The 24,776-nt window shown below is 52.0% G+C and carries 17 protein-coding genes, 1 tRNA gene and 3 rRNA genes; 14 read left to right on the forward strand and 7 right to left on the reverse strand.

All coding sequences use genetic code 11. The annotated features are described in order from the left end of the window. Positions 1 to 332: 332 nt before the first annotated feature. From SFA31_RS10660 to SFA31_RS10685, 6 genes are all read left to right on the forward strand, one after another. Positions 333 to 1,874, forward strand: a 16S ribosomal RNA gene (locus tag SFA31_RS10660). Positions 1,875 to 2,045: 171 nt separating this feature from the next. After that, positions 2,046 to 2,121 (forward strand) — tRNA-Glu (locus SFA31_RS10665). A gap of 190 nt (positions 2,122 to 2,311) precedes the next feature. After that, positions 2,312 to 5,222, forward strand: a 23S ribosomal RNA gene (locus tag SFA31_RS10670). A 99-nt stretch (positions 5,223 to 5,321) separates the two neighbouring features. After that, positions 5,322 to 5,437 (forward strand): 5S ribosomal RNA (gene rrf, locus SFA31_RS10675). The 16S, 23S and 5S rRNA genes sit together here with 1 tRNA gene alongside, the layout of an rRNA operon. Before the next feature lie 288 nt (positions 5,438 to 5,725). Beyond that, positions 5,726 to 6,019 carry a hypothetical protein gene (locus tag SFA31_RS10680; RefSeq protein ID WP_322837951.1) on the forward strand — a complete coding sequence of 98 codons (294 nt, stop codon included), beginning with the start codon at positions 5,726 to 5,728 and terminating at the stop codon, positions 6,017 to 6,019. 723 nt (positions 6,020 to 6,742) lie between these two features. After that, entirely contained in the window at positions 6,743 to 8,044 is a 1,302-nt protein-coding gene (locus SFA31_RS10685) for an MFS family transporter (RefSeq protein WP_322837952.1), read from the forward strand. On the opposite strand, the gene SFA31_RS10690 is transcribed toward SFA31_RS10685, so the two are convergent. The 5 genes from SFA31_RS10690 to trxC form a co-directional block, all read right to left on the reverse strand. After that, the gene (locus SFA31_RS10690) at positions 8,041 to 8,364 is read right to left on the reverse strand and encodes a YfiM family lipoprotein (RefSeq protein WP_322837953.1); all 324 of its coding nucleotides are present in this window, start codon (positions 8,362 to 8,364) and stop codon (positions 8,041 to 8,043) included. The two genes, SFA31_RS10685 and SFA31_RS10690, sit on opposite strands and share 4 nt — an antisense overlap. Before the next feature lie 50 nt (positions 8,365 to 8,414). Then, a complete protein-coding gene (gene pssA, locus SFA31_RS10695; RefSeq protein ID WP_322839351.1) occupies positions 8,415 to 9,770 on the reverse strand; it encodes a CDP-diacylglycerol--serine O-phosphatidyltransferase in 1,356 nt (451 codons plus the stop codon). A 126-nt stretch (positions 9,771 to 9,896) separates the two neighbouring features. Further along, complete coding sequence (locus SFA31_RS10705; RefSeq protein WP_322837954.1) at positions 9,897 to 12,542, reverse strand: bifunctional acetate--CoA ligase family protein/GNAT family N-acetyltransferase; 2,646 nt, start codon at positions 12,540 to 12,542, stop codon at positions 9,897 to 9,899. A gap of 38 nt (positions 12,543 to 12,580) precedes the next feature. Continuing rightward, the gene (locus SFA31_RS10710; protein ID WP_322837955.1) at positions 12,581 to 13,282 is read right to left on the reverse strand and encodes a tRNA-uridine aminocarboxypropyltransferase; all 702 of its coding nucleotides are present in this window, start codon (positions 13,280 to 13,282) and stop codon (positions 12,581 to 12,583) included. Positions 13,283 to 13,307: 25 nt separating this feature from the next. Next, entirely contained in the window at positions 13,308 to 13,763 is a 456-nt protein-coding gene (gene trxC, locus SFA31_RS10715; protein WP_322837956.1) for a thioredoxin TrxC, read from the reverse strand. A 243-nt stretch (positions 13,764 to 14,006) separates the two neighbouring features. Between trxC and SFA31_RS10720 the strand changes: the two genes are divergently transcribed. Beyond that, positions 14,007 to 15,032, forward strand: a complete 1,026-nt coding sequence (locus SFA31_RS10720) for a tRNA/rRNA methyltransferase (protein ID WP_322837957.1) — start codon at positions 14,007 to 14,009, stop codon at positions 15,030 to 15,032. A gap of 157 nt (positions 15,033 to 15,189) precedes the next feature. Here SFA31_RS10720 and ung read toward each other — a convergent pair whose 3' ends face one another. Next, positions 15,190 to 15,879 (reverse strand): uracil-DNA glycosylase, encoded by a 690-nt coding sequence (ung, locus tag SFA31_RS10725; protein WP_322837958.1) that lies wholly within the window; start codon positions 15,877 to 15,879, stop codon positions 15,190 to 15,192. Between the two features lie 319 nt (positions 15,880 to 16,198). On the opposite strand from ung, the gene grcA reads away from it, so the two are divergent. Next, a complete protein-coding gene (grcA, locus tag SFA31_RS10730) occupies positions 16,199 to 16,582 on the forward strand; it encodes an autonomous glycyl radical cofactor GrcA (protein ID WP_322837959.1) in 384 nt (127 codons plus the stop codon). Between the two features lie 498 nt (positions 16,583 to 17,080). Here the strand turns inward: grcA and srmB are convergent, their stop codons facing one another. After that, entirely contained in the window at positions 17,081 to 18,412 is a 1,332-nt protein-coding gene (gene srmB, locus SFA31_RS10735) for an ATP-dependent RNA helicase SrmB (RefSeq protein WP_322837960.1), read from the reverse strand. Positions 18,413 to 18,528: 116 nt separating this feature from the next. Here srmB and trmN point away from each other — a divergent pair, with 116 nt between their 5' ends. The 6 genes from trmN to lepA all read left to right on the forward strand — a co-directional run bounded on the left by trmN (position 18,529) and on the right by lepA (position 24,776). Then, entirely contained in the window at positions 18,529 to 19,266 is a 738-nt protein-coding gene (gene trmN, locus SFA31_RS10740) for a tRNA(1)(Val) (adenine(37)-N(6))-methyltransferase TrmN (protein WP_322837961.1), read from the forward strand. A gap of 379 nt (positions 19,267 to 19,645) precedes the next feature. Next, positions 19,646 to 20,221 carry an RNA polymerase sigma factor RpoE gene (gene rpoE / locus SFA31_RS10745; RefSeq protein ID WP_322837962.1) on the forward strand — a complete coding sequence of 192 codons (576 nt, stop codon included), beginning with the start codon at positions 19,646 to 19,648 and terminating at the stop codon, positions 20,219 to 20,221. Between the two features lie 30 nt (positions 20,222 to 20,251). Continuing rightward, positions 20,252 to 20,917 carry an anti-sigma-E factor RseA gene (gene rseA, locus SFA31_RS10750; RefSeq protein ID WP_322837963.1) on the forward strand — a complete coding sequence of 222 codons (666 nt, stop codon included), beginning with the start codon at positions 20,252 to 20,254 and terminating at the stop codon, positions 20,915 to 20,917. Beyond that, a complete protein-coding gene (gene rseB / locus SFA31_RS10755; protein ID WP_322837964.1) occupies positions 20,917 to 21,867 on the forward strand; it encodes a sigma-E factor regulatory protein RseB in 951 nt (316 codons plus the stop codon). Before rseA ends, rseB begins: the two co-directional genes overlap by 1 nt. Continuing rightward, the gene (gene rseC / locus SFA31_RS10760) at positions 21,864 to 22,343 is read left to right on the forward strand and encodes a SoxR-reducing system protein RseC (RefSeq protein WP_322837965.1); all 480 of its coding nucleotides are present in this window, start codon (positions 21,864 to 21,866) and stop codon (positions 22,341 to 22,343) included. Before rseB ends, rseC begins: the two co-directional genes overlap by 4 nt. 633 nt (positions 22,344 to 22,976) lie before the next feature. After that, on the forward strand, positions 22,977 to 24,776 hold the full coding sequence (lepA, locus tag SFA31_RS10765; RefSeq protein WP_322837966.1) for a translation elongation factor 4: 1,800 nt from the start codon (positions 22,977 to 22,979) through the stop codon (positions 24,774 to 24,776).

Raw genomic sequence — 24,776 nt, forward strand, 5'->3', positions numbered from 1 at the left:
GAAGTTTCTTAATTTTTGCTTGTCAGGGACGCAGCAGTCCCTATAATGCGCCTCCATCGACACGGCGCAGACGAAAGTGAAGGCCGGGCCGAAAGAGAAAACGCCTGAAAAATGGGGTTGACTCTGAAAGAGGAAAGCGTAATATACGCCACCTCGCGACCGGGGCGAAAGCCCGGCGCAACTGCTCTTTAACAATTTATCAGACAATCTGTGTGGGCACTCGAAAGCACTGATATCAACGTCTTCGGACGAAAAATGATTATCAAGTCTCAAGAGTGAACAACAGTTAATTCATTACGAACTAACAGTTTAATTCTTTGAGCATCAAACTTTAATTGAAGAGTTTGATCATGGCTCAGATTGAACGCTGGCGGCAGGCCTAACACATGCAAGTCGAGCGGCAGCGGAAAGAAGCTTGCTTCTTTGCCGGCGAGCGGCGGACGGGTGAGTAATGTCTGGGGATCTGCCCGATGGAGGGGGATAACCACTGGAAACGGTGGCTAATACCGCATAATGTCGCAAGACCAAAGTGGGGGACCTTCGGGCCTCACGCCATAGGATGAACCCAGATGGGATTAGCTAGTAGGTGGGGTAAAGGCTCACCTAGGCGACGATCTCTAGCTGGTCTGAGAGGATGACCAGCCACACTGGAACTGAGACACGGTCCAGACTCCTACGGGAGGCAGCAGTGGGGAATATTGCACAATGGGGGAAACCCTGATGCAGCCATGCCGCGTGTATGAAGAAGGCCTTCGGGTTGTAAAGTACTTTCAGCGGGGAGGAAGGCTGGTGGCTTAATACGCCATCAGATTGACGTTACCCGCAGAAGAAGCACCGGCTAACTCCGTGCCAGCAGCCGCGGTAATACGGAGGGTGCAAGCGTTAATCGGAATTACTGGGCGTAAAGCGCACGCAGGCGGTCTGTTAAGTCAGATGTGAAATCCCCGGGCTCAACCCGGGAACTGCATTTGAAACTGGCAGGCTTGAGTCTCGTAGAGGGGGGTAGAATTCCAGGTGTAGCGGTGAAATGCGTAGAGATCTGGAGGAATACCGGTGGCGAAGGCGGCCCCCTGGACGAAGACTGACGCTCAGGTGCGAAAGCGTGGGGAGCAAACAGGATTAGATACCCTGGTAGTCCACGCCGTAAACGATGTCTACTTGGAGGCTGTGGTCATGAACCGTGGCTTCCGGAGCTAACGCGTTAAGTAGACCGCCTGGGGAGTACGGCCGCAAGGTTAAAACTCAAATGAATTGACGGGGGCCCGCACAAGCGGTGGAGCATGTGGTTTAATTCGATGCAACGCGAAGAACCTTACCTGGTCTTGACATCCACAGAATTCTCCGGAGACGGAGAAGTGCCTTCGGGAACTGTGAGACAGGTGCTGCATGGCTGTCGTCAGCTCGTGTTGTGAAATGTTGGGTTAAGTCCCGCAACGAGCGCAACCCTTATCCTTTGTTGCCAGCGATTCGGTCGGGAACTCAAAGGAGACTGCCGGTGATAAACCGGAGGAAGGTGGGGATGACGTCAAGTCATCATGGCCCTTACGACCAGGGCTACACACGTGCTACAATGGCGCATACAAAGAGAAGCGACCTCGCGAGAGCAAGCGGACCTCATAAAGTGCGTCGTAGTCCGGATCGGAGTCTGCAACTCGACTCCGTGAAGTCGGAATCGCTAGTAATCGTGGATCAGAATGCCACGGTGAATACGTTCCCGGGCCTTGTACACACCGCCCGTCACACCATGGGAGTGGGTTGCAAAAGAAGTAGGTAGCTTAACCTTCGGGAGGGCGCTTACCACTTTGTGATTCATGACTGGGGTGAAGTCGTAACAAGGTAACCGTAGGGGAACCTGCGGTTGGATCACCTCCTTACCTGAAGATACGGTCTTTTGCAGTGCTCACACAGATTGTCTGATGAAAGAAAAGAAGCAAGGCGTTTACGCGTTGGGCGTGAGTAAGGGCGGGATATAGCCGTTCGCTTTCTGTTAACGAAAGCTCACCCTACACGAAAATGTCACACAATGTGTGACAGACAATTTTCGTGTCCCCTTCGTCTAGAGGCCCAGGACACCGCCCTTTCACGGCGGTAACAGGGGTTCGAATCCCCTAGGGGACGCCACTTGCTGGTTTGTGAGTGAAAGTCACCGGCCACTGTATCTCAAAGCTGATTTTGCCGTGAAGGCGGAGTCAGGTCTGAGATATTTGCTCTTTAACAATCCGGAACAAGCTGAAAATTGAAAATCCATAAACGGAATAACCGTTTAATGGGTCTCTCAAGCCTGCAGTCCGAAGACATCTTCGGGTTGTGAGGTTAAGCGAATAAGCGTACACGGTGGATGCCCTGGCAGTCAGAGGCGATGAAGGACGTGCTAATCTGCGAAAAGCGTCGGTAAGCTGATATGAGGCGTTATAACCGACGATGTCCGAATGGGGAAACCCAGTGCAATTCGTTGCACTATCATTAACTGAATCCATAGGTTAATGAGGCGAACCGGGAGAACTGAAACATCTAAGTACCCCGAGGAAAAGAAATCAACCGAGATTCCCTGAGTAGCGGCGAGCGAACGGGGAAGAGCCCAGAGTCTGAATCAGCGGGTGTGTTAATGGAACGGTCTGGAAAGTCCGGCGATACAGGGTGACAGCCCCGTACATGAAAATGCACCTGTTGTGAGCTCGATGAGTAGGGCGGGACACGTGGTATCCTGTCTGAATATGGGGGGACCATCCTCCAAGGCTAAATACTCCTGACTGACCGATAGTGAACCAGTACCGTGAGGGAAAGGCGAAAAGAACCCCGGCGAGGGGAGTGAAACAGAACCTGAAACCGTGTACGTACAAGCAGTGGGAGCCTTCCTTTATGGAGGGTGACTGCGTACCTTTTGTATAATGGGTCAGCGACTTATATTCTGTAGCAAGGTTAACCGAATAGGGGAGCCGAAGGGAAACCGAGTCTTAACCGGGCGCTAAGTTGCAGGGTATAGACCCGAAACCCGGTGATCTAGCCATGGGCAGGTTGAAGGTTGGGTAACACTAACTGGAGGACCGAACCGACTAATGTTGAAAAATTAGCGGATGACCTGTGGCTGGGGGTGAAAGGCCAATCAAACCGGGAGATAGCTGGTTCTCCCCGAAAGCTATTTAGGTAGCGCCTCGTGAATTCATCTCCGGGGGTAGAGCACTGTTTCGGCTAGGGGGCCATCCCGGCTTACCAACCCGATGCAAACTACGAATACCGGAGAATGTTATCACGGGAGACACACGGCGGGTGCTAACGTCCGTCGTGAAGAGGGAAACAACCCAGACCGCCAGCTAAGGTCCCAAAGTCATGGTTAAGTGGGAAACGATGTGGGAAGGCCCAGACAGCCAGGATGTTGGCTTAGAAGCAGCCATCATTTAAAGAAAGCGTAATAGCTCACTGGTCGAGTCGGCCTGCGCGGAAGATGTAACGGGGCTAAACCATGCACCGAAGCTGCGGCAGCGACACTAAGTGTTGTTGGGTAGGGGAGCGTTCTGTAAGCCGTCGAAGGTGGACTGTGAGGTCTGCTGGAGGTATCAGAAGTGCGAATGCTGACATGAGTAACGATAAAGCGGGTGAAAAGCCCGCTCGCCGGAAGACCAAGGGTTCCTGTCCAACGTTAATCGGGGCAGGGTGAGTCGACCCCTAAGGCGAGGCCGAAAGGCGTAGTCGATGGGAAACAGGTTAATATTCCTGTACTCGGTGTTACTGCGAAGGGGGGACGGAGAAGGCTATGTTAGCCGGGCGACGGTTGTCCCGGTTTAAGTGTGTAGGCGTGTGGACCAGGCAAATCCGGTCTGCTTTAACGCTGAGGCACGATGACGAGTCACTACGGTGATGAAGTAACAAATGCCCTGCTTCCAGGAAAAGCCTCTAAGCATCAGGTAACATCAAATCGTACCCCAAACCGACACAGGTGGTCAGGTAGAGAATACCAAGGCGCTTGAGAGAACCCGGGTGAAGGAACTAGGCAAAATGGTGCCGTAACTTCGGGAGAAGGCACGCTGGTGCGTAGGTGAAGTCACTTGCTGACGGAGCTGAAGCCAGTCGAAGATACCAGCTGGCTGCAACTGTTTATTAAAAACACAGCACTCTGCAAACACGAAAGTGGACGTATAGGGTGTGACGCCTGCCCGGTGCCGGAAGGTTAATTGATGGGGTTATCGCGTTGCGAGAAGCTCCTGATCGAAGCCCCGGTAAACGGCGGCCGTAACTATAACGGTCCTAAGGTAGCGAAATTCCTTGTCGGGTAAGTTCCGACCTGCACGAATGGCGTAATGATGGCCAGGCTGTCTCCACCCGGGACTCAGTGAAATTGAACTCGCTGTGAAGATGCAGTGTACCCGCGGCAAGACGGAAAGACCCCGTGAACCTTTACTATAGCTTGACACTGAACACTGGTCCTTGATGTGCAGGATAGGTGGGAGGCTTTGAAGTGTGGACGCCAGTCTGCACGGAGCCATCCTTGAAATACCACCCTTTAATGGCTGGTGTTCTAACGCAGGCCCGTAATCCGGGTCGCGGACAGTGTCTGGTGGGTAGTTTGACTGGGGCGGTCTCCTCCCAAAGAGTAACGGAGGAGCACGAAGGTGGGCTAATCCTGGTCGGACATCAGGAGGTTAGTGCAATGGCATAAGCCCGCTTGACTGCGAGAGTGACGGCTCGAGCAGGTGCGAAAGCAGGTCATAGTGATCCGGTGGTTCTGAATGGAAGGGCCATCGCTCAACGGATAAAAGGTACTCCGGGGATAACAGGCTGATACCGCCCAAGAGTTCATATCGACGGCGGTGTTTGGCACCTCGATGTCGGCTCATCACATCCTGGGGCTGAAGTAGGTCCCAAGGGTATGGCTGTTCGCCATTTAAAGTGGTACGCGAGCTGGGTTTAGAACGTCGTGAGACAGTTCGGTCCCTATCTGCCGTGGGCGCTGGAGAACTGAGGGGGGCTGCTCCTAGTACGAGAGGACCGGAGTGGACGCATCACTGGTGTTCGGGTTGTCATGCCAATGGCACTGCCCGGTAGCTAAATGCGGAAGAGATAAGTGCTGAAAGCATCTAAGCACGAAACTTGCCCCGAGATGAGTTCTCCCTGAGACTTAAAGTCTCCTGAAGGAACGTTGAAGACGACGACGTTGATAGGTCGGGTGTGTAAGCGCAGCGATGCGTTGAGCTAACCGGTACTAATGAACCGAGAGGCTTAACCTTACAACGCCGAAGGTGTTTTGAGGGGTTGAGAGTATTTTCAGTTTGTGACGGATAAGACCCGTGGCGGCGCGAGAGTGCGGCGGCGGGTGACAGAATATGCCTGGCGGCGACAGCGCGGTGGTCCCACCTGACCCCATGCCGAACTCAGAAGTGAAACGCCGTAGCGCCGATGGTAGTGTGGGGCTTCCCCATGCGAGAGTAGGGAACTGCCAGGCTTTTATACAGGAAGAACCCCGGTCATCTGGCCGGGGTTTTTTTATGCGAAAAACAGCGCGATACCGGGCCCGGCCACATCCGGACAGGCTCACGCCGTAAGCCCCGCGGCCGGTAGCCGCACTGGCCGGTTATCACTGCGCCGGATTATGTTTATCCTGTTTATCCTGTTTATCCTGTTTATCCTGTTTGCCCTGCCACTGACCGCGTCTGAGGGTAAAATAATATCTGCCCCCTGACGCCTGCGGCGCCGGCCCGCCGCCGTAATGCTTTAGCCTGACGCCGTCGCAATGAGCCAGAATATCACCGCGTGTTTGCGCCGGGCGCGGCTTTGCCTGGGTAACCGCCCGCCGGCCCGCGCAGTGTTTACCGGCTGCGGACAGGCTGCGGGAGAGGCGCCCCGGGGCGGTTTCCCCGCAGCGGACGCGCGGCTTTATTCTGCCGAGCCAGCGGAACGACCGCTGTCGCAGGCCCTGCGGCCTTTACTGAATGCCTGGCACCATAACGTCACGCGCCCGGCCGCGCGTCTCACATGCCATATGCGGGACTTTGTTTCTCTGCGCCGTGGCGTTGGGGTGAAATAACCCTTTCAATCCGGTTGCCAGATTTTCCTGTGCCACTACGCGGCAGATGTCTCTGCGTAATCCGTCAGTGGGATGGGGCGCCGGGCACTGCTCTGCTCGACGGGCCGGCAGCCATGATCCACTCGTCAGAAGTGCCGGAGAGAGGACCGCGTTCCCGACCAATGAGGAGATGGGTCGATATCATCCACGATGGTACGGCGATGATACAGGCCGGTTATTCGGTTAAATTTTAGCCTATCTCGTCAGAGCAGGCGGTTCAGCTACCAAACATAGTCCTGATCCTCATTGATAGTTCGAATATTGAGTCGCTAACTCACCGATCTAAAATGATTACTCGCAGTAGCGTGCTTGCTTAGCGGCTTGTTATTACTTTTACCATCCGCCCTGCGGTGCTGTAGTCACTTAAACTTTTCCGTTTGAAAACGAGTGTTGATTAGTCACCGATTATTGGTGCCTCTAAAAGGGGCGTGCATTCCCCGTTAACCCTCGCCGGAAAATGTTTTACCGCTATTTGAGTAATAGATATCAAAAGAGTTTGGTTTACGAGCATCTCTAACTTTTGCTACAAAGAGTTCAACCCATAAGAATAAAATAAATTATTAACATTATTTATACATTGCATGTAATGACACTTATACTTTCTGCCAGCTGAGACGATGTAGATATTGAACTTTTAACTTAGATAGAGCCGCGCTAATCCGCTATAAGACAGGAGAGCATCTCATGGCCGATACCACCACACCGGGACCGTCATTAGCATTGAATTCTGGCGATACGCGCCGCAGAGTATGGGCGATAGTTGGCGCTTCTTCTGGCAATTTGGTGGAATGGTTTGATTTTTATGTGTACTCATTTTGTTCACTCTATTTTGCGCATATTTTTTTCCCATCGGGAAATACAACTACCCAGCTTTTACAGACAGCCGGCATTTTTGCTGCTGGTTTTCTCATGCGCCCAATTGGAGGCTGGTTATTTGGGCGTATTGCCGATAAGCGTGGGCGTAAAACATCAATGCTTATATCGGTTTATTTAATGTGCATAGGCTCTTTAGCCATAGCCTGTTTACCTGGATATAACACCATAGGCGTCTGGGCCCCGGTACTTCTTTTAGCGGCTCGGTTGCTACAAGGACTTTCTGTCGGCGGAGAGTATGGAACGAGCGCAACGTATATGAGTGAAGTTGCCGTGGAAGGGCGGAAAGGGTTCTATGCGTCTTTTCAGTATGTCACCCTGATTGGGGGACAGTTACTGGCGCTATTAGTCGTAGTCATTTTACAGAATATCCTGACTGAGAGAGAATTACATGACTGGGGCTGGCGTATTCCGTTTGCAATTGGCGCTATGCTTGCTCTCGTGGCGCTGCGGCTCCGGCGTTCATTGAGCGAAACTTCGCACGCCGACATCCGCAAGAAAAAAGATGCGGGCTCATTAAAAGAGTTATGGCGCAACAGGCGCGCTTTTCTGATGGTTCTTGGCTTTACCGCCGGCGGGTCGCTTTGCTTTTATACGTTCACAACGTATATGCAAAAATATTTGGTAAATACGGCGGGCATGCCAGCCGCTACCGCGAGCATAATTATGACACTGGCGCTTTTTCTCTTCATGCTGCTACAGCCTCTTTTTGGTGCGCTTTCAGATAAGATAGGGCGCCGCACGGCTATGCTGTGTTTTGGCCTACTGTCAGCAGTAGGGACCGTGCCTGTGCTGAATGCATTGCGAAGCGTAACTTCGCCTTATGCTGCCTTTGGGCTAGTAATGATAGCGCTGCTTATTGTGAGTTTTTACACCTCTATCAGCGGGATCCTTAAAGCGGAAATGTTCCCTCCACAGGTGCGAGCGCTCGGGGTCGGCCTTTCTTATGCGATAGCGAATGCGCTGTTTGGCGGCTCGGCTGAGTATGTTGCCTTATCCCTGAAAGCGGCTGGCTCAGAGAGTGGTTTTTTTTGGTATGTTTCAGGGATGGGGGCGTTGGCATTTTTTGTGTCGCTAATGCTGCATCGTAAGGATAAGGGTATGGTGCTTTAATCTGCCAGTTGCCAAATAGCGTAGCCGGCGCTGGCTCCCGCAATATCCCAGGCGAGATCGTACCAGCTCCAGCCGCTGCCGGCGGCTCTGCTGTCCCATAGTTCTTTCCCTGCGCCCAGGCTTAAAGAAAATAAAAAGCCAGCCTGAACAGAGCGCCCGGTAGACACCGGCCGTTTGTTAACCATCTCATGCCCGGCAGCATAGGCTATTGCAGAAAGCATAAAATGCTGCGCTTTATCTTTTCCGTACCAGTCATCGTTTGCCGCATGACTGCAACCATTCGTGAGTAATATCACAACCAAAAGAGCTAAAGCGCGCATTGTAGAGTGTTCCCGAAGATGGGCTTCCTGCAAATAAAGCCCTTGAGGCACTAAAGGATTCGGCTAATAACCTTATCGATCCGGATCCTACGCAGACGGCGGATCAGCTTACGCACTTTAATCGGATACTCGGCAATACTTTGTAGATCCCGATAATGGCGCACCACCGTAGTATGCTTACGGATAAGCGACTGTTCGTGCTCACGCTGAGCGGCGAGCTGGTGCCGGGGATCGTGTATAAGAATCGCGTTTTCCAAATCCAGTCTCCACGCGCGAGGGTTAAGGTTATTTCCGGTTAATAGCATCCACTCATCATCGACCCAAATGCCTTTTAAATGATAGCTATTATCGTTATCCTTCCATAATCTCACTACGAGTTGGCCGTTGTTCATATAGTATTGTAGACGGCTCAAAAAGCGACGCAGATTAATTTCATAGAGATAGGGCAGGGCGCCAATAATCTTAAAAGGCTGATCTTCTGGTATATAAAAATCGTTGGCGGTTTTATCCCCGACGATAATTTCAACCTGTTTGCCGTCGCGCAAAAGCTGGATGACGTTACGCACCAGCCCTGCGGGTAAATTGAAATATGGCGTACAGATAGTCAATTTATGCCGGGTGCATGGCATCAGATGGGTAATCGTTTTATTAAGCGGGCTTGTTTTCCCTAATCCTACCAGCGGCGTGACGGACAATTCGTTATTACCGGCATTTCCCGTAAAGCGGTAGATGGCGTTACGCAGCGACTGCCGATAAAGCCGGATTTCGTTTTTAATCTCCGGGCTTTTGGGGCGCTCGGCGATGTCCAGACGATGCACGGCGCTTCCGTTAATCAGATATCGCTGAATCCAACCATACATAATATCGGCGAGCTGTGGGTTACGAATTAGCTGATAGCGATCGTAGCGATATTTCTCATGCTGATGGAGATAAACATCATTCAGGCTGGCTCCGCTATAGAGCACGCTGTCATCAATAATAAAGCCTTTATAATGGAGTACGCCCAGCGCTTCACGAGTATTAATCGGCACGCCGTAAACGGGGATGATAATCCCTGGATTAGCCTGGGCAAGCCGATGATACCAGTCGGCATTGGTATCCGAGGCTTCAGCGCCAATACGCCCGCGCTGCGCGCGATGCCAGTCAACCAGGACAGTGACTTCCAGTTCAGGACGGCGCCTTAGGGCATCGTATAATGCTGTCAGAATACTCTTCCCGCCATCATCCTGCTCAAGATAGAGGGCGACGATACAAATCCGCCGCGTAGCTTCGGCGATTTTTTGTAGCAGTGCCTGCCGAAAATCTGCGGGGGCATAAAAGAATTCTACATCATCAACTGACTGAGACAGTTTCGGTAATTGGGCAAGGTGTTGTTGATGTTTGTTACGTTTAAGTTTAGACAACATCACAGTGCAATTCTTCTCTATTCATAGATGGCCTTCTGTTGCATATAAATGACAGAAGCTGGCAATCATAACATTACTACCGGGCATATAGTGAGGTTTTCCTGGCGGCTATCATGACTTATGCGCTTAGGTTAATGGAAGAGACAGGTTAACAACGCCGTCTTCAAGCGCAATCTCCACCTGAAAACCCAGCTTGCGGGCCAGCGCAATCATGCCTTGATTATGCGGCATAGTAATCCCGTTTAACCGACGCGTCCCCTGAGCCCTGGAGTAGGCAATGAGTTTTTCCAGCAGGCGCCTACCAAGTCCAATCCCTTTTAAATCTGAACGGACCAGCACCGCAAACTCGGCATCGTGATTGTCAGGGTCAGAAATAGCGCGCGTAACGCCAAGAATGATATCTGTCCCGGCGTCTGATTGAACGGCGACGAACGCCATCTCTCGATCGTAGTCGATCTGTGTCATGTTCGCTAAATCTTCATGATTGAACTCATTGATTTCACTAAAATAACGATAATAAAGATCCTCTTTTGTGACGCGGCCTATAAAGCGGCGTAATTGCGGTTCATCTTCCGGTAATATTGGGCGAAACAGACAGCGCGTCTCATTTTTAAGAATGACGCTTTCTTCAAGCTGTTGCGGATAAGGGCGTACGGCAAGGCGCGCGTCACCGTCACCGTCAAAAGACCGGAGTTCAAGGGAGATATCCAGCAGCGTGAATGTATTTCCACTTGCCAGCAGTGGGTGAATATCTAAACGATAGATTTGCGGACAGTCGATAATCAGGTGTGAAACCTGAACCAGCACCTGGCTTAATCCAGAGATGTCCAGTGGCTTAGTATCCCTGCGCTCTCTGATCCGCCGTGATTTAAGGGCCTGAATAACTAAATAGCGAGCCAGGTTCATATTCAGCGGTGGGAGGGCTGCGGCGGCCTGTTCATTAGGATGCCAGTCGGCGCCATCTTCACCTAACATAATGAGTGGCCCGAAAACCGGATCGTGTTCAACGACAATACGCAGCTCCAGCGCGCCCGCCCGATCGGCCATTTTCTGGACTAATAATCCCTGAATAGCCGCCTGCGGCCTGTTAAGCTTTGCCCGCTCAATAATGGCGTTAGCCGCCTGCTTAACGTCTTCCGGCGTTCTCAGCGCCAGCATAACGCCCATCACGTCTGATTTATGGGAAATATCCGCTGAGCGGAGTTTAAGTGCAATCGGGTAACCCAAACGCTCAGCGAGATGGATTGCCTGAGTGCTATCTTCCGCAGCCAGGGCCGGTAATATATTCAGGCCGTAGGCCTGGAGAATAGACTGAGCCTGATAGGTATCCAGCTGCGTCACGCTGTCCGCTAACGCGCTGCGAATACACTGATGCGCTTCGCGCGCATTCGTCGTTAGCCCCGCCGGCTGCGCCGGGGTTTCCCGTAATTGTTTCTGATTACGACGGTATTCCACGATATGCATAAATGCGGTGACGGCGCCTTCCGGTGTTCGATAGGTGGGAATTCCCGCATCGCTAAACTGGCGCCGCGCCTCAAGCGATGAGTGCTCTCCACACCAGTTTGTCAATAAAGTGGCGTAGCGTCCCGCTGCGTGGAGCTTTAGTTTCTGGATTAATCGATGCGCCGTCTCGGCACCGGGGGCGGTAGCGCTGGGTGCGTGAATAAACAAAATTGCATCTGTGACAGTATTGTTTAATAAAATATCCAGCGTTTGAGCAAAATGTTCCGATGTGGCGTCATCACGCAAATCCAGAGGATTATCTATATGGACTCCCGCCGGCAAAAGGCTCTTAAGCTGTTCGCGTATTTCATCCGTTAGTACGGCGAGCCTGCCACCACGCATTTCTAGTTCATCCAGCGCCAGTGCGGCCGGGGCGGCACCGTTACTAATAATGATAAGCTTTTCACTGCGCAGCGGGCGCATATGGCTGAGCGTTTCTACCGCCGAGAATAATTCATGGGTATCCCGCACGCGTAGCAAACCAGCGCGCTGGATCGCTGCGTTCCAGGCGACGTCCAGACCGGTTGGCGCCGATAACAGTTTTTGCGCACGGGCGCTGCGGCCGCTTTTTATCACCAGTATTGGCTTATTACGCGATGCGCTGCGGGCGGCAGAAACAAATCGCCGGGCGTCGCTGAGGTGCTCCAGATGCAGCAGGATGGCGCTGGTTTTACTGTCTCGCGCCAGAAAATCCAGAAGTTCACCAATATCGATATCCAGCGTATCGCCCAGCGCGATAAACCATGAAAACCCCATTTCACGCTGCTGCGCCCAATCGAGTATGATGTTAGAAACGGCGGCCGATTGCGAAATAAAAGCCAAGCGTCCCGGATAAATTGGGACCGGAGAAAAACTGGCGTTGAGGCCTTGCCATGGAGCCAGTAATCCGAGGCTGTTAGGGCCAAGTAGCCTAATTTGCCAGCGGGCGGCGCTCGCCCGCAGCGCGTCGTGTTGTTCTGGCGGAGACGAAAGTACAATACAACTTTTGCAACCCTTTTCGCCTAGCGCGTTTAATAGCGCAATATTTCGATCCGCATGAGTACAAATAATCGCCAAATCGGGTGCGCAGGGAAGCGCTTTAATGTCTGACCACGACATCACGCCGCACACGGCGCTGTAAGCCGGTGTAACGGGCAGGATGGAGCCGGAGAATCCACCGCCAAGCAGGTTACGCATCATTATATTGCCTGCGCGCCCGGTTTTTATCGATGCGCCGATAACTGCGATAGTACGCGGGCGCAGCAAGGCTTCCAGACCGCGTTGGCTCATAGTAATACGCACTCCTTCAGACAAACGAATAACTGATATTAATCGGTTTTCTGAAATTCCGCTGTGACGCCGGGTTGATGATGGGGCTTTCCTGCCAGGTAACGTTCACGAAAAAGAGTAAAGTGCGCATATAGCTGCTGCGCTGCGGGTAAATCGCTCGCTATTTCCAGCAGCGCAACGGCCACCTCTGCCGTGCAATATTGATATCCGGCATGCGCTTCGCGTAAACCATAGCCTGATAAACGTTCCAGATTAACGGAGATGACCGGGAATGCGTCTAGCCACGGGCTTTTACGGAACATTTTCCGTGCTTCAGGCCAGGTACCATCCAGCATAATAAACAGAGGAGGCTTATGGTTTGCTAAATGATGAACTACCGCCCTTTCTTCGTTTTTGACATAGGCGGCGGGAAATACCACCAGCGGTTGATATTGCTGGCTATTGAGGAGTGTTAACAAAGGCAATGGCGCTTCGGTACGTGACCAGTTGAACGCCAGCGTGTCAGGAAGAATATCGGCAATTAGGCGTCCGGTATTACTGGGCTTCATCGGTTCAGTATCGTACATCAGCAGGCAAAAACGGCTATGGGCCGGTATAGGCGTGACGGTATCGCACAGGCACTGTGTTTGAGGCAGCAGGCAATTCTGGCAGCGGCGAATACGATTTCCACGCGCGAGGAACGGGCGGGTTGAGCGCGCCAGGCGTTCAGCGCGCAGCGTGAGAACGGCGTTTTTAGTCATTAGCGGCGGTTAAAAAGCGCTATTCTTACAGAGGCGTCTCATCGAGACAAGGTGTGAGGCTGGCGATATTTTCGTCCAGCCACTCATTAAACGGACCCTTCGGTAACGCGCCGCAGAGCGTATCAATCACTTTTCCATCGTGAAAGAACAGCAGTGTGGGAATACTGCGAATGCGAAATTGCGCACTGAGCGCGGCCTCCGCTTCCGTATTTACTTTCAAAAAGCGCAGGCCGTGGCGGCGCTCCCTGGCCGTTTCTTCAAAAATGGGGGCGAAATTACGGCAAGGCCCGCACCACGGCGCCCAAAAATCAATAACAACCGGAAGGGAATCTTTTAATAGCGCATTCAATGTGTGGCTGGTGGCATCGGTGACATTGCCGTTAAACAGAGACTGTCCGCAGCGCCCACACTTTGCGTTGTCGGATAAACGATTATGCGGGACCCGGTTAATTGCCTGACAATGGGCACAAACAGTATTCATAATAAACCTCGGAGGTCAGCGCTCTCAGCGAGTAAACTGCGGCTGTATGTTTCATGAATGTTAATTATTCCCTTAATAAAGTGGGCCGACAATGTGGTTTATCCGATGGATGTAATAGCCTCAGCCAGCGCCAATAAATAGTTAACGTGTGTCGCAGGATGAAACCTCCGTGAAAGATCGTGGCTAAGTCGGGGAACATCGGGTAATCTGCGCGCTTCGCGCAGAGCTGGTGGAGGAAAAAACATGAGTGACGAAAAAAATAAAAGCGGCAAAGTCAAAGTGATGTATGTCCGCAGCGGCGACGATAATGAGAAGCGTGGGCAAAATCCCAGAACCGGTAAAGGCGGGGGGAAAGCTCCTGCTCGTGGCGATAAACGCCGACCCGCGCGTGAAGATCACCGCGGCGGGCGCGAGCCACGGCGCGAAACGTCGCCCTGGAGAACGGTAAGCCGGGCGCCGGGCAGTGAAAGCACGCCGACGCCCGATCACGGTGGCATCAGTGGAAAAAGTGTTATCGATCCGGAGGTGCTGCGCCGTCAACGCGCGGAAGAAACGCGCGTTTATGGTGAAAATGCCTGCCAGGCGCTGTTTTCTCACCGGCCAGAGTCGATTGTTCGCGCCTGGTTTGTTCAAAGCGTTACTCCACGGTTTAAAGAGGCGCTGCGCTGGATGGCTGCAAACCGTAAGGCCTATCACGTGGTGGATGACGCCGAGCTAGTGAAAGCATCCGGCACGGAGCATCACGGTGGCGTATGTTTTTTAATTAAAAAACGCGCAGGAACTACGGTAGCGCAGTGGCTCGAAACGCCGCGTGAGCAGGATTGTGTGCTGGCGCTGGAAGATATTGGAAATCCGCATAACCTCGGTGGCATTATGCGTACCTGCGCTCACTTTAATGTTCAGGGATTGCTGGTGCAGGATCCGGCCCTGCTGGAATCTGGGGCGGCCGTGCGCACGGCCGCGGGCGGCGCTGAATTTGTCAAAGCCATTAGCGATGGCAGTTTCCCGCAGGCGCTGCAGCGTTTTCGCACCGCAGGATATTCCATTGTGACGACTTCCAGCCACCAGGGCGCGCCGTTATTTCAGACTGCGCTGCCTAAAAAAATGGTGCTGGTATTAGGGCAGGAGCAGGACGGTATAAGTGACACAACGTTTGCCGACGCCGATCTGCGTATTCGCATCGATGGTTCAGAAAATGTTGAGAGCCTGAATGTGTCCGTGGCGACGGGTATTCTTTTAGGGGAATGGTGGCGCCAAAATTGTCAGTAGCAGCCGGAAGTTATCGGCGCGACCCCGGTACAGCGCTGCGAATGGGATACACGAGCGGCGCGTTGCCGACAATTGGCGGCATTCATTTATATCAGATGTACGTGTGAATCTGAGGTGAGTCGCAGTATGGGTACATGCTGCGACCTGTAACACCGTATTACACCGCGTCTCCCGGAAGCGTTGGCTGCCAGTCGATAGGGCTGCTTCCGCGTTCGGCTAAATAGCGGTTTGTTTTGACGAAGTGATCGCATCCAAAAAAACCGCGATGCGCCGATAGCGGAGACGGATGCGGTGCCTGCAAAACGCAGTGACGTTTCCTGTCAATAATTTGTCCTTTTTTCTGCGCATGCGCACCCCACAGTAAAAATACGACGCCTTCACGGTGGGTATTAATCAAAGAAATAACTTTATCGGTAAATGTTTCCCAACCCAGACTGGCATGTGAATGCGCGCGCCCCGCTTCTACGGTGAGCACCGTATTAAGGAGTAAAATGCCCTGTCGTGCCCAGCTTTCCAGATAACCATGCTGTGGGCGGATGAAACCCGGCAGAGAACTTTCCATCTCTTTATACATGTTCAGCAGGGAAGGTGGCGGTGCGACCCCTGGACGCACGGAAAAAGAGAGCCCATGAGCCTGCCCCGGCCCGTGATATGGGTCTTGCCCAAGAATAACGACTTTTACATCGCCAAGCTCGGTATAACGAAACGCATTAAAGACATCTTTTTGTGGCGGATAGACAGTGATGCCCGCTGCGCGCTTTTCTGCAACGGTACGCAGGGTATTGACGAAATAGGGCTGCGTTTTCTCTTCCGCCAGCACATCGTGCCAGGTCAGTGTGGTTGTCATTCCAGTCTCCTGAAAATTGCGTGCGCTTAGCTTAACCTCTTATTTCAACAGTACAAAATAAAGTGGCAATAGTGTGAGACGGGGGCTACAAAAAAATTTGAAAAATAATAAAAAATAGTTGAGGTTTAGTGTTGGTGTAAGTTGATGTAAAACAAATAAAAGCGCGTGAGCTTATAGCAAGGTGGTGAGATTATTTGATTAAAATCAAAGAATGTCGCGAGTCCGGCTGGTATATAAACATTAGAGCAACAAAGGTTTTACCAATTGGCCAGAGGGCTGGCTGAAAATTGCAGAGCAAGAAGCCCATAGGGAGGCACTTATGATTACTGGTATCCAAATTACAAAAGCGGCAAACGACGAACTGTTAAACTCATTCTGGCTATTGGACAGCGAAAAAGGCGAAGCGCGCTGCGTTTGTGCGAAAGCGGGTTATGCAGAAGACGATATCGTTCCGGTAAGTAAACTGGGTGAAATCGAATATCGCGAAATTCCAATGGAGCTGCGCCCTGAAGTTCGCGTTGAAGGTGGCCAGCATCTGAACGTAAATGTACTGCGTCGCGAAACGCTGGAAGATGCGGTTAAACATCCGGAAAAATATCCGCAGTTAACTATCCGCGTCTCTGGCTATGCGGTGCGCTTTAATTCTCTGACCCCGGAACAGCAGCGCGATGTGATTACGCGTACTTTCACTGAAAGTCTGTAATATAGCGTTTGTTTGCGCCGTCGGTTATCCGGCGGCTTTTTTTCATCAGCGACAGCTATCGCTGTGCTTAAGAAGTAGGCGTATCATATAAATAACGTGATAAGTGATACTTCCTCAGAATTTTCCTCGCTCAGTTTTAAGTTTACCCCCGTTAACGGTATATAATTTTTCCATTGCCGATGGCTCAATGGCCTGGCATTTAGCCAGCGCTTTCCCTTGTTGAATTAATTAGTTGCTACTCTCGCCGCGATGGCGGCGTTCCGTCTGACGGTGGGTTTTCCGCAAACTTTAAACGCGACGGCGCCGCTGCCGATTTTGGCAGGGTACCGGCAGATAGCGGCCGAAGGGTATGACGTTGCAAATATTAAGTGAAATCGGGTAAACGGCGTCTACAAGTGACCATGCTTTTTACTCTATACGCGGATTCATTGGCCGCGCAGGCGCGCTCACGATGTTATGCGCAGAAAACAACGCCGGCGGGCGCCGGCGAGGGGAGAATTACGCATCCTCATTTTTTAACGGCGTTTCTGCGCTGGGTTTGCGACGCTTACCGACATTTTTCGTATCACGATGACGTTTTTTAACCCGCGTTTTGGTTTTATCCTGCTCTTTCTTTTTCTCTTCGCGCTTAGCGAGCGTCTTTTTAGACGGCTTACCTTTTAATTTCTCGCTCGGCGCACGCGTCACAGGCCGCAGTTCATCAATCACCCGCGCCTTTAGCGGCTCATTAATATAGCGGGAGATTTTACCTAACAGGGTATTATCGTGAGCTTCAACCAAGGAGATCGCGGTACCTTTACGTCCCGCACGCCCGGTGCGACCAATCCGGTGCAGATAAGTATCGGCAGTGCGCGGCAAGTCGTAGTTGAATACGTGGGTAACATCAGGAATATCCAAACCGCGCGCGGCGACATCGGTAGCCACCAATACCTTGACGCGCCCTTCGGTAAGGCGACGGATAGCGTCGTTGCGCTTTGCCTGTACCATTTCCCCTTCAAGCCAGGCGCAGTGAATGCCTTTTTCCTGCAGCCATTTTACAAGCTCATGGAGTCGTTCGCGCTTGCGCACAAAAACGATGGCGCGCTGAACATCGTCCTGTTTAATCAGGTGCGTCAGCAATGCGGTTTTATGTTCGAGATTATCCGCCCGGTAATACCATTGATGAATCTTTTTCCGCTCGCGAATAGAAGGCGTAGCGCTTGCTTCAACCGGCTCATTAAGCAAACGGCGGGAAAAATCTTTAATGGCGTCGCCTTCCAGCGTGGCGGAAAAAAGCATGGTTTGCTTACGCCAGCGGGTTTCACCGGAAATGTGTTCGATATCCTGAGCGAATCCCATATCAAGCATGCGATCGGCCTCGTCAAGGATAAGTGTTTCAACGGCGCGGCAGTCAAAGTTTTCTTCTTTAATATATTGCAGCAGGCGCCCAGTAGTGGCGACCACGATATCCTGGTTTTCACTGAAAACTTCGGCGTGATTCATATAAGCGACACCGCCGGTAATAGTGGCGATATCCAAATGCGTATTAGCCGCTAATTTTCTAGCCTGTTCAGCAACCTGCATCGCCAGCTCACGCGTAGGTGTGAGGATCAATATACGCGGCGGCCCGGATTTTTTACGTGGAAAATCGATCAGATGCTGAAGAACGGGAAGTAAATACGCCGCGGTTTTGCCGGTGCCGGTTGGCGCTGAGCCTAAAATATCATGGCCGTCCAGCGCGGGTGGAATAGCTGCCGCCTGAATAGCGGTTGGGCGATCAAAGCCGAGCGTATCCAGCGCATTTAGCAGGCTATCATCAAGTTCAAGTTCGGAGAAAGTGGTTACGGTCATGGTCTACCTCTGTGTGGGGCGCTGATTATAGACTTTACGCCGTCGATCTTCATCCCCTTCTGCGTGTAGGACTTTTTACGCTATGCTACCACCGCTGACTATCTCAGGGATCCGCTATGTTTCAACAGAAAAACGGGCTGCCGCGCGGCGGTTTTACCTTCAAACAATTTTTTGTGGCTCACGACCGCTGTGCAATGAAAGTCGGGACAGACTCTATTGCACTAGGCGCATGGGCGCCGATAGCAAATACAACGCGTATTCTGGATATTGGTACCGGCAGTGGACTACTGGCATTAATGCTGGCGCAGCGAACCGCGCCTGATGTGCTTATTGATGCCGTTGAGCTTGAGCCGGATGCGGTAAGCCAGGCGCAGCAAAATATTTTGGCCTCGCCCTGGGCGTCTCGTATTCACATCCATCGCGCGGATATTCTGTCGTGGACGCATCAACAAACACAGCGTTACCAGTTAATCGTCAGTAACCCGCCTTACTATCCGTCCGGGCCTGCCTGCGGCAATAAAGCGCGAACAATAGCCCGTTCAACCGCAACGCTTGAACATTCCCAATTATTAGCCAGCGCGGCGCAGTTGATTACTGAGGACGGCATTTTTTGCGTAATTTTGCCTGAGTCTTGCGGCGAAGTATTTATAAGCATTGCAGAAAAAGAGGGATGGCACTGCCGCTATCGCACAGATATTGCAGAAAGTGAAACGCGTTTGCCGCACCGCATTTTATTGGGGCTTTCTCCTTCCCCCGGTGAATGCTTTGCGGAGCGTTTACTGTTACGCGGAGCGGATAATCAATATTCTGAGGCATGGTGCGCACTAACGCAGGATTTTTATCTATTTATGTAGCGCCCTGTGTCACAGCATCGCGCGTTTTATAGGGCGATGAAACCGCTGGAGCCTGAAATATATAGCGTCATTGCGCCATGGATATTCGACGTAAAGTCCCAAAGGTGGGCCTCAAAGGATTTTAGGATGAAAAAAAAGCATGTATGCGCTACTCTGGCGGGGCCAGTTTTACGCCAGACGACGAAGCAATGTGACTTATCGGCGCGGAATTAACAATGAAGTAATAAAGAAATTCCGTAGAAAATGAGTGACAGAACATTGGCGCTATAATGGAACTTATCGGGCAACCGGCACTCTAACCGTCTGCTTGCTCATATTGCAGAGTTCGGGTGACTTTTGATTACGCGTGGAAATCAGATTTGAGGAGATATTACCTCGGATGAGCGAGCAGTTAACGGATCGGATCCTGGTTGAAAGAGCGCAAGGGGGCGATCAGCGTGCATTTAATTTGCTGGTGGTCCGCTATCAGCACAAGGTGGCGAACCTGGTCTCGCGTTATGTACCGTCGGGTGATGTCCCGGATGTGGTACAGGAGTCTTTCGTTAAGGCGTGGCGTGCGCTGGATTCATTTCGCGGCGACAGCGCCTTTTACACCTGGCTCTATCGTATTGCGGTTAATACGGCAAAAAATTATCTGGTAGCTCAGGGGCGCAGGCCGCCTGCCAGCGATGTTGATGCCATTGAGGCGGAAAATTTCGAAAGCGGCGGGGCGTTAAAAGAAATTTCGAACCCTGAGAACTTAATGTTGTCTGAAGAGCTGAAACAGATAGTGTTTCGCACCATAGAGTCGCTCCCGGAAGATTTACGTATGGCTATCACACTTAGGGAGCTGGACGGCCTGAGCTATGAAGAAATAGCAGGCATAATGGATTGCCCTGTCGGGACAGTGCGTTCCCGGATTTTTAGGGCGCGAGAAGCTATCGATAATAAAGTCCAACCGCTTATCAGGCGCTGAAGATAGCGGGATACTAAAAGGTATTTAGGCATGCAGAAAGAAACGCTTTCCGCTTTGATGGATGGGGAGTCACTGGACCACCAGCTAATTGAGGCGCTGTCGAAAGACGAGGCTTTACGGCAGTCCTGGGAACATTATCATTTGATCCGCGATACGCTGCGCGGCGAAGTTAATAATGATGTCCTGCAGATTGACGTCTCTTCACGCGTGATGGCGGCAATAGCCGGTGAGCCTGCGCGCCAGACTGTTTCTATGCACCAGGAATCTCAGCCAGCGCCGCATCAGTGGCAAAAAATGCCCTTCTGGAAAAAGCTGCGTCCCTGGACTGCGCAAATTACTCAAATCGGCGTAGCTGCTTGCGTATCACTCGCCGTTATTGTTGGCGTTCAGCATTATAATGGCGGTTCGGCGGACGGCGATAGCGCGCAGCCTGAATCACCGGTATTTAACACGCTGCCTATGATGGGTAAGGCCAGCCCCGTGAGTTTGGGTGTGCCTTCTGCAGACAGCGCCCCGTCCGGCAATTCAGGGCAGCAGCAGGTACATGAACAGCGTCGTCGCATTAACGCAATGCTGCAGGATTACGAACTGCAGCGTCGTTTGCATGCCGAACAGCTCCAGTTTGGTCAGGCGCGCAGCCAGCAGGCGGCGCTCCAGGTACCAGGCAATCAAACTTTAGGAAACCAGTCGCAGTAATGAAGCAGCTTTGGTGTGCGCTCTCCATTGTGACGGGTTGTCTTTTCTTCTCCAGCGCCTCGGCGGACTCCTCCTCCGGGGCGTTGTTGCAGCAGATGAGTATGGCCAGCCAGTCACTCGATTACGAACTCTCATTTATCACTATCAACAAGCTTGGCGTTGAGTCGCTGCGTTATCGCCATGCGCGCGCGCAGAATAAAGCGCTGGCGCAGCTTTTACAGCTTGATGGTCCCCGGCGAGAAGTATTGCAGCGCGGTAATGAAATCAGTTATTTCGAACCCGGGCTGGAACCTTTTACGCTTACGGGGGACTACATCGTCGATTCGATGCCCTCTATCGTTTATACCGATTTCAAACGGCTGGCACCTTACTACGATTTCATCTCCGTAGGAAAAACGCGCATTGCCGATCGCCTGTGTGAAGTTATTCGCGTAGTCGCGCGCGATGGCACCCGCTACAGCTATATTGTCTGGCTGGATTCTGGTACTAAGCTGCCCATGCGTATAGATTTACTCGATCGCGATGGGGAGACGCTGGAGCAATTCCGCGTTGTTGATGTGAGCGTGGGCGAGCCGGTGGCTAAAGAGATGGGGGCATTGGTGAATGCGAACTTACCGCCTTTGCTTTCGATTCCTGACGGTGATAAAACCCAATTAAACTGGGCTCCCCAGTGGCTTCCGCAGGGGTTCAAAGAGGTCTCCAGCAGTAAGCGACCGTTGCCGACAATTGGTATTCCCGTAGAGTCGCGACTCTATTCTGATGGGTTGTTCAGCTTCTCTATTAACATTAACCGCACGCAGGCGGTTAATGGCGAACAGATGTTTCGTACCGGGCTCCGTACCGTTAGTACCCGAGTGCGTAGCAATACGGAAATTACGGTAGTAGGCGAATTACCCCCGCCTACCGCAAAACGCGTGTCAGAAAGTGTGAAGTTTCGGAACGCGCCATGATTACCGCATGGGCTACGGTAGTATCCTGGCAAAACGGCGAGGCGCTGGTGCGCTGCGAAACGACATCATCGTGCGGTAGCTGTGCATCGCGCATTGGCTGCGGCAGCCGTATCCTGAATAAGTTAGGTCCACGGGCTGCCCATACGCTGGTCGTGCCCTACGACCGTGAACTCACTCCGGGGCAAAAAGTAGAACTTGGCGTGGCGGAGCAAAGTCTTCTTGGCTCCGCGGTGCTGGTATATATGGCTCCGCTATTGGGGCTATTCGCGCTGGCATCCCTGTTTCAGGCGATATGGAGCTCCGATAGCGCAGCTATTCTGGGGGCAATTCTCGGCGGTGGGCTCGGGTTTCTGGCTGCGCGTCTCTATGCGCCGTATTTAAGTCGGCGTGCCAAATGGCAGCCGGTTATCCTGAATGTCGGGATAATTATCGGGCAGTCCTCTGCACGCGAGTCTTCCCGATTTGAACAAGAATAATGCGCGCTGTTGGTAAGAGTGGGGGAGCGTAATCGCCAGTATAACTTTATATTTATTGGCGATAGCAAAGATGAATAGATCCCCGTCGCCCTCAGCAAATTACTCTATTTCACTCCGTTCAGATATTGCAAATTAACGACTTTGCCTCGCGATGATGTTTATTGCTATCAGCTTAATGTAGCAATATTGCGCCCACTGTCGACGCCGGGATAAAGAAGCACATTATTAAATGCCGGCTTAAGTATCTGTCAGATTTACTTTCTCATTTTGCCTAATATGAAAAAGTCGTGGCCAGGGATGCATAAGGCATTTTGGCAGATAAAGGAAACGCGGAGCCTTCGCCTGCGGCCACTAAATCGATGACCGGTTGTTCGCTGCGTGAGCCGCTGAGGTTTGAATTTGCAGGCTGGCGATTATCGACGAACGATAGCGGCCAGCCCATCGCCGCCAGGACGTAAAATCCGGGTTCTGTCTCACATTGCAACGGTGCCAGTTTTCGCTGCCTTTTGCTGACGGGTAAAGGGCAGTCGTGTAAGATGCACAGCTAACTGAAGGTGGATGGATTTCTCTGCGCGTTTACAGGCGGGCCTACCACAATAATTTATCCTTATGCAGAGTTAATTTTTCATATTTATGAAGAACATAAGAAATTTTTCTATCATCGCACATATTGACCACGGTAAATCGACGCTGTCTGACCGTATTATCCAGATCTGCGGTGGCCTGTCGGACCGTGAAATGGCCGCTCAGGTACTCGACTCGATGGAACTTGAGCGCGAGCGCGGTATTACCATCAAGGCGCAAAGCGTAACTCTGGATTATAAAGCGACAGATGGCGAAACCTACCAGCTAAACTTTATCGACACTCCGGGGCACGTCGATTTTTCATATGAAGTGTCTCGCTCCCTCGCTGCCTGCGAAGGGGCTCTGCTGGTGGTTGACGCCGGGCAGGGCGTGGAAGCGCAGACGCTGGCGAACTGCTATACCGCAATTGAAATGGATCTGGAAGTGGTGCCGGTCCTGAATAAAATCGACCTGCCTGCGGCCGATCCTGAGCGCGTAGCGGAAGAAATTGAAGATATCGTGGGCATTGATGCGACCGATGCCGTGCGCTGCTCGGCTAAAACCGGCGTAGGCGTTCCTGAAGTGCTGGAACGGCTAGTGCGCGATATTCCCCCCCCGGAGGGCTCACCCGATGCGCCGCTACAGGCGCTGATTATCGACTCTTGGTTTGATAACTATCTCGGGGTTGTTTCTTTAGTTCGCGTTAAAAACGGTACGCTGCGTAAAGGCGATAAAATTAAGGTCATGAGCACCGGCCAGATTTATAACGCCGATCGCATTGGGATTTTCACGCCGAAGCGCGTCGATAGGGACGTTTTGAACTGCGGCGAAGTAGGCTGGCTGGTCTGTGCGATTAAAGATATCCTGGGCGCGCCGGTGGGCGATACGCTGACTACCGCACGTGCGCCGGCAGAAAAAGCGCTGCCGGGTTTTAAAAAAGTCAAACCTCAGGTTTACGCCGGGCTGTTTCCGGTCAGTTCTGATGACTATGAAGCCTTTCGCGATGCGCTTGGTAAACTGAGCCTCAACGACGCTTCTTTGTTTTATGAGCCTGAAAGCTCCACCGCGTTAGGCTTTGGCTTTCGCTGTGGCTTCCTTGGTTTGCTGCATATGGAAATCATCCAGGAGCGCCTGGAGCGTGAATACGACTTGGATCTGATTACTACGGCGCCTACGGTAGTCTACGAGGTTCAAACCACCTCACAGGAAGTTGTCTATGTTGACAGCCCGTCAAAGCTGCCGCCGCTCAATAATATTGAAGAACTGCGCGAGCCGATTGCTGAATGTCATATGCTGTTGCCACAGGAATATTTAGGCAATGTGATTACCCTGTGCATCGAGAAACGCGGCGTACAGACTAATATGGTTTATCACGGCAATCAGGTAGCGTTAACCTACGATATCCCAATGGCCGAAGTGGTTCTGGACTTCTTCGATCGTCTGAAATCTACTTCCCGCGGCTATGCTTCTCTGGACTATAACTTTAAGCGTTTTCAGGCCTCAGACATGGTGCGGGTGGACGTACTGATCAACGGTGAGCGCGTAGACGCCCTCGCACTGATCACGCATCGGGATAATGCGCAGTATCGCGGCCGCGAACTGGTCGAGAAAATGAAAGAGCTGATTCCTCGCCAGCAGTTTGATATTGCTATCCAGGCGGCGATTGGCAACCACATTATTGCCCGTTCAACGGTAAAACAATTACGTAAAAACGTACTGGCGAAATGCTATGGCGGCGACGTGAGTCGTAAAAAGAAACTGCTTCAGAAGCAGAAAGAAGGTAAGAAACGAATGAAGCAGGTGGGTAACGTTGAGCTGCCGCAAGAAGCGTTTCTCGCCATTCTGCACGTTGGGAAAGAGAGCAAATAA

Origin of the sequence: Erwinia sp. HR93 (genome assembly GCF_034555055.1) — a bacterium.
Classification (GTDB): Bacteria; Pseudomonadota; Gammaproteobacteria; order Enterobacterales; family Enterobacteriaceae; genus Apirhabdus; species Apirhabdus apintestini.

Coding starts and splice junctions, on each gene's coding strand:
- lepA (WP_322837966.1), top strand. CDS start 22,977: ATGAAGAACATAAGAAATTTTTCTATCATCGCACATATTGACCACGGT.
- SFA31_RS10710 (WP_322837955.1), bottom strand. CDS start 13,282: ATGACTAAAAACGCCGTTCTCACGCTGCGCGCTGAACGCCTGGCGCGC.
- trmN (WP_322837961.1), top strand. CDS start 18,529: ATGTTTCAACAGAAAAACGGGCTGCCGCGCGGCGGTTTTACCTTCAAA.
- rseB (WP_322837964.1), top strand. CDS start 20,917: ATGAAGCAGCTTTGGTGTGCGCTCTCCATTGTGACGGGTTGTCTTTTC.
- SFA31_RS10720 (WP_322837957.1), top strand. CDS start 14,007: ATGAGTGACGAAAAAAATAAAAGCGGCAAAGTCAAAGTGATGTATGTC.
- SFA31_RS10680 (WP_322837951.1), top strand. CDS start 5,726: ATGAGCCAGAATATCACCGCGTGTTTGCGCCGGGCGCGGCTTTGCCTG.
- trxC (WP_322837956.1), bottom strand. CDS start 13,763: ATGAATACTGTTTGTGCCCATTGTCAGGCAATTAACCGGGTCCCGCAT.
- rseC (WP_322837965.1), top strand. CDS start 21,864: ATGATTACCGCATGGGCTACGGTAGTATCCTGGCAAAACGGCGAGGCG.
- rpoE (WP_322837962.1), top strand. CDS start 19,646: ATGAGCGAGCAGTTAACGGATCGGATCCTGGTTGAAAGAGCGCAAGGG.
- pssA (WP_322839351.1), bottom strand. CDS start 9,770: ATGTTGTCTAAACTTAAACGTAACAAACATCAACAACACCTTGCCCAA.
- rseA (WP_322837963.1), top strand. CDS start 20,252: ATGCAGAAAGAAACGCTTTCCGCTTTGATGGATGGGGAGTCACTGGAC.
- SFA31_RS10685 (WP_322837952.1), top strand. CDS start 6,743: ATGGCCGATACCACCACACCGGGACCGTCATTAGCATTGAATTCTGGC.
- grcA (WP_322837959.1), top strand. CDS start 16,199: ATGATTACTGGTATCCAAATTACAAAAGCGGCAAACGACGAACTGTTA.
- SFA31_RS10690 (WP_322837953.1), bottom strand. CDS start 8,364: ATGCGCGCTTTAGCTCTTTTGGTTGTGATATTACTCACGAATGGTTGC.
- ung (WP_322837958.1), bottom strand. CDS start 15,879: ATGACAACCACACTGACCTGGCACGATGTGCTGGCGGAAGAGAAAACG.
- srmB (WP_322837960.1), bottom strand. CDS start 18,412: ATGACCGTAACCACTTTCTCCGAACTTGAACTTGATGATAGCCTGCTA.
- SFA31_RS10705 (WP_322837954.1), bottom strand. CDS start 12,542: ATGAGCCAACGCGGTCTGGAAGCCTTGCTGCGCCCGCGTACTATCGCA.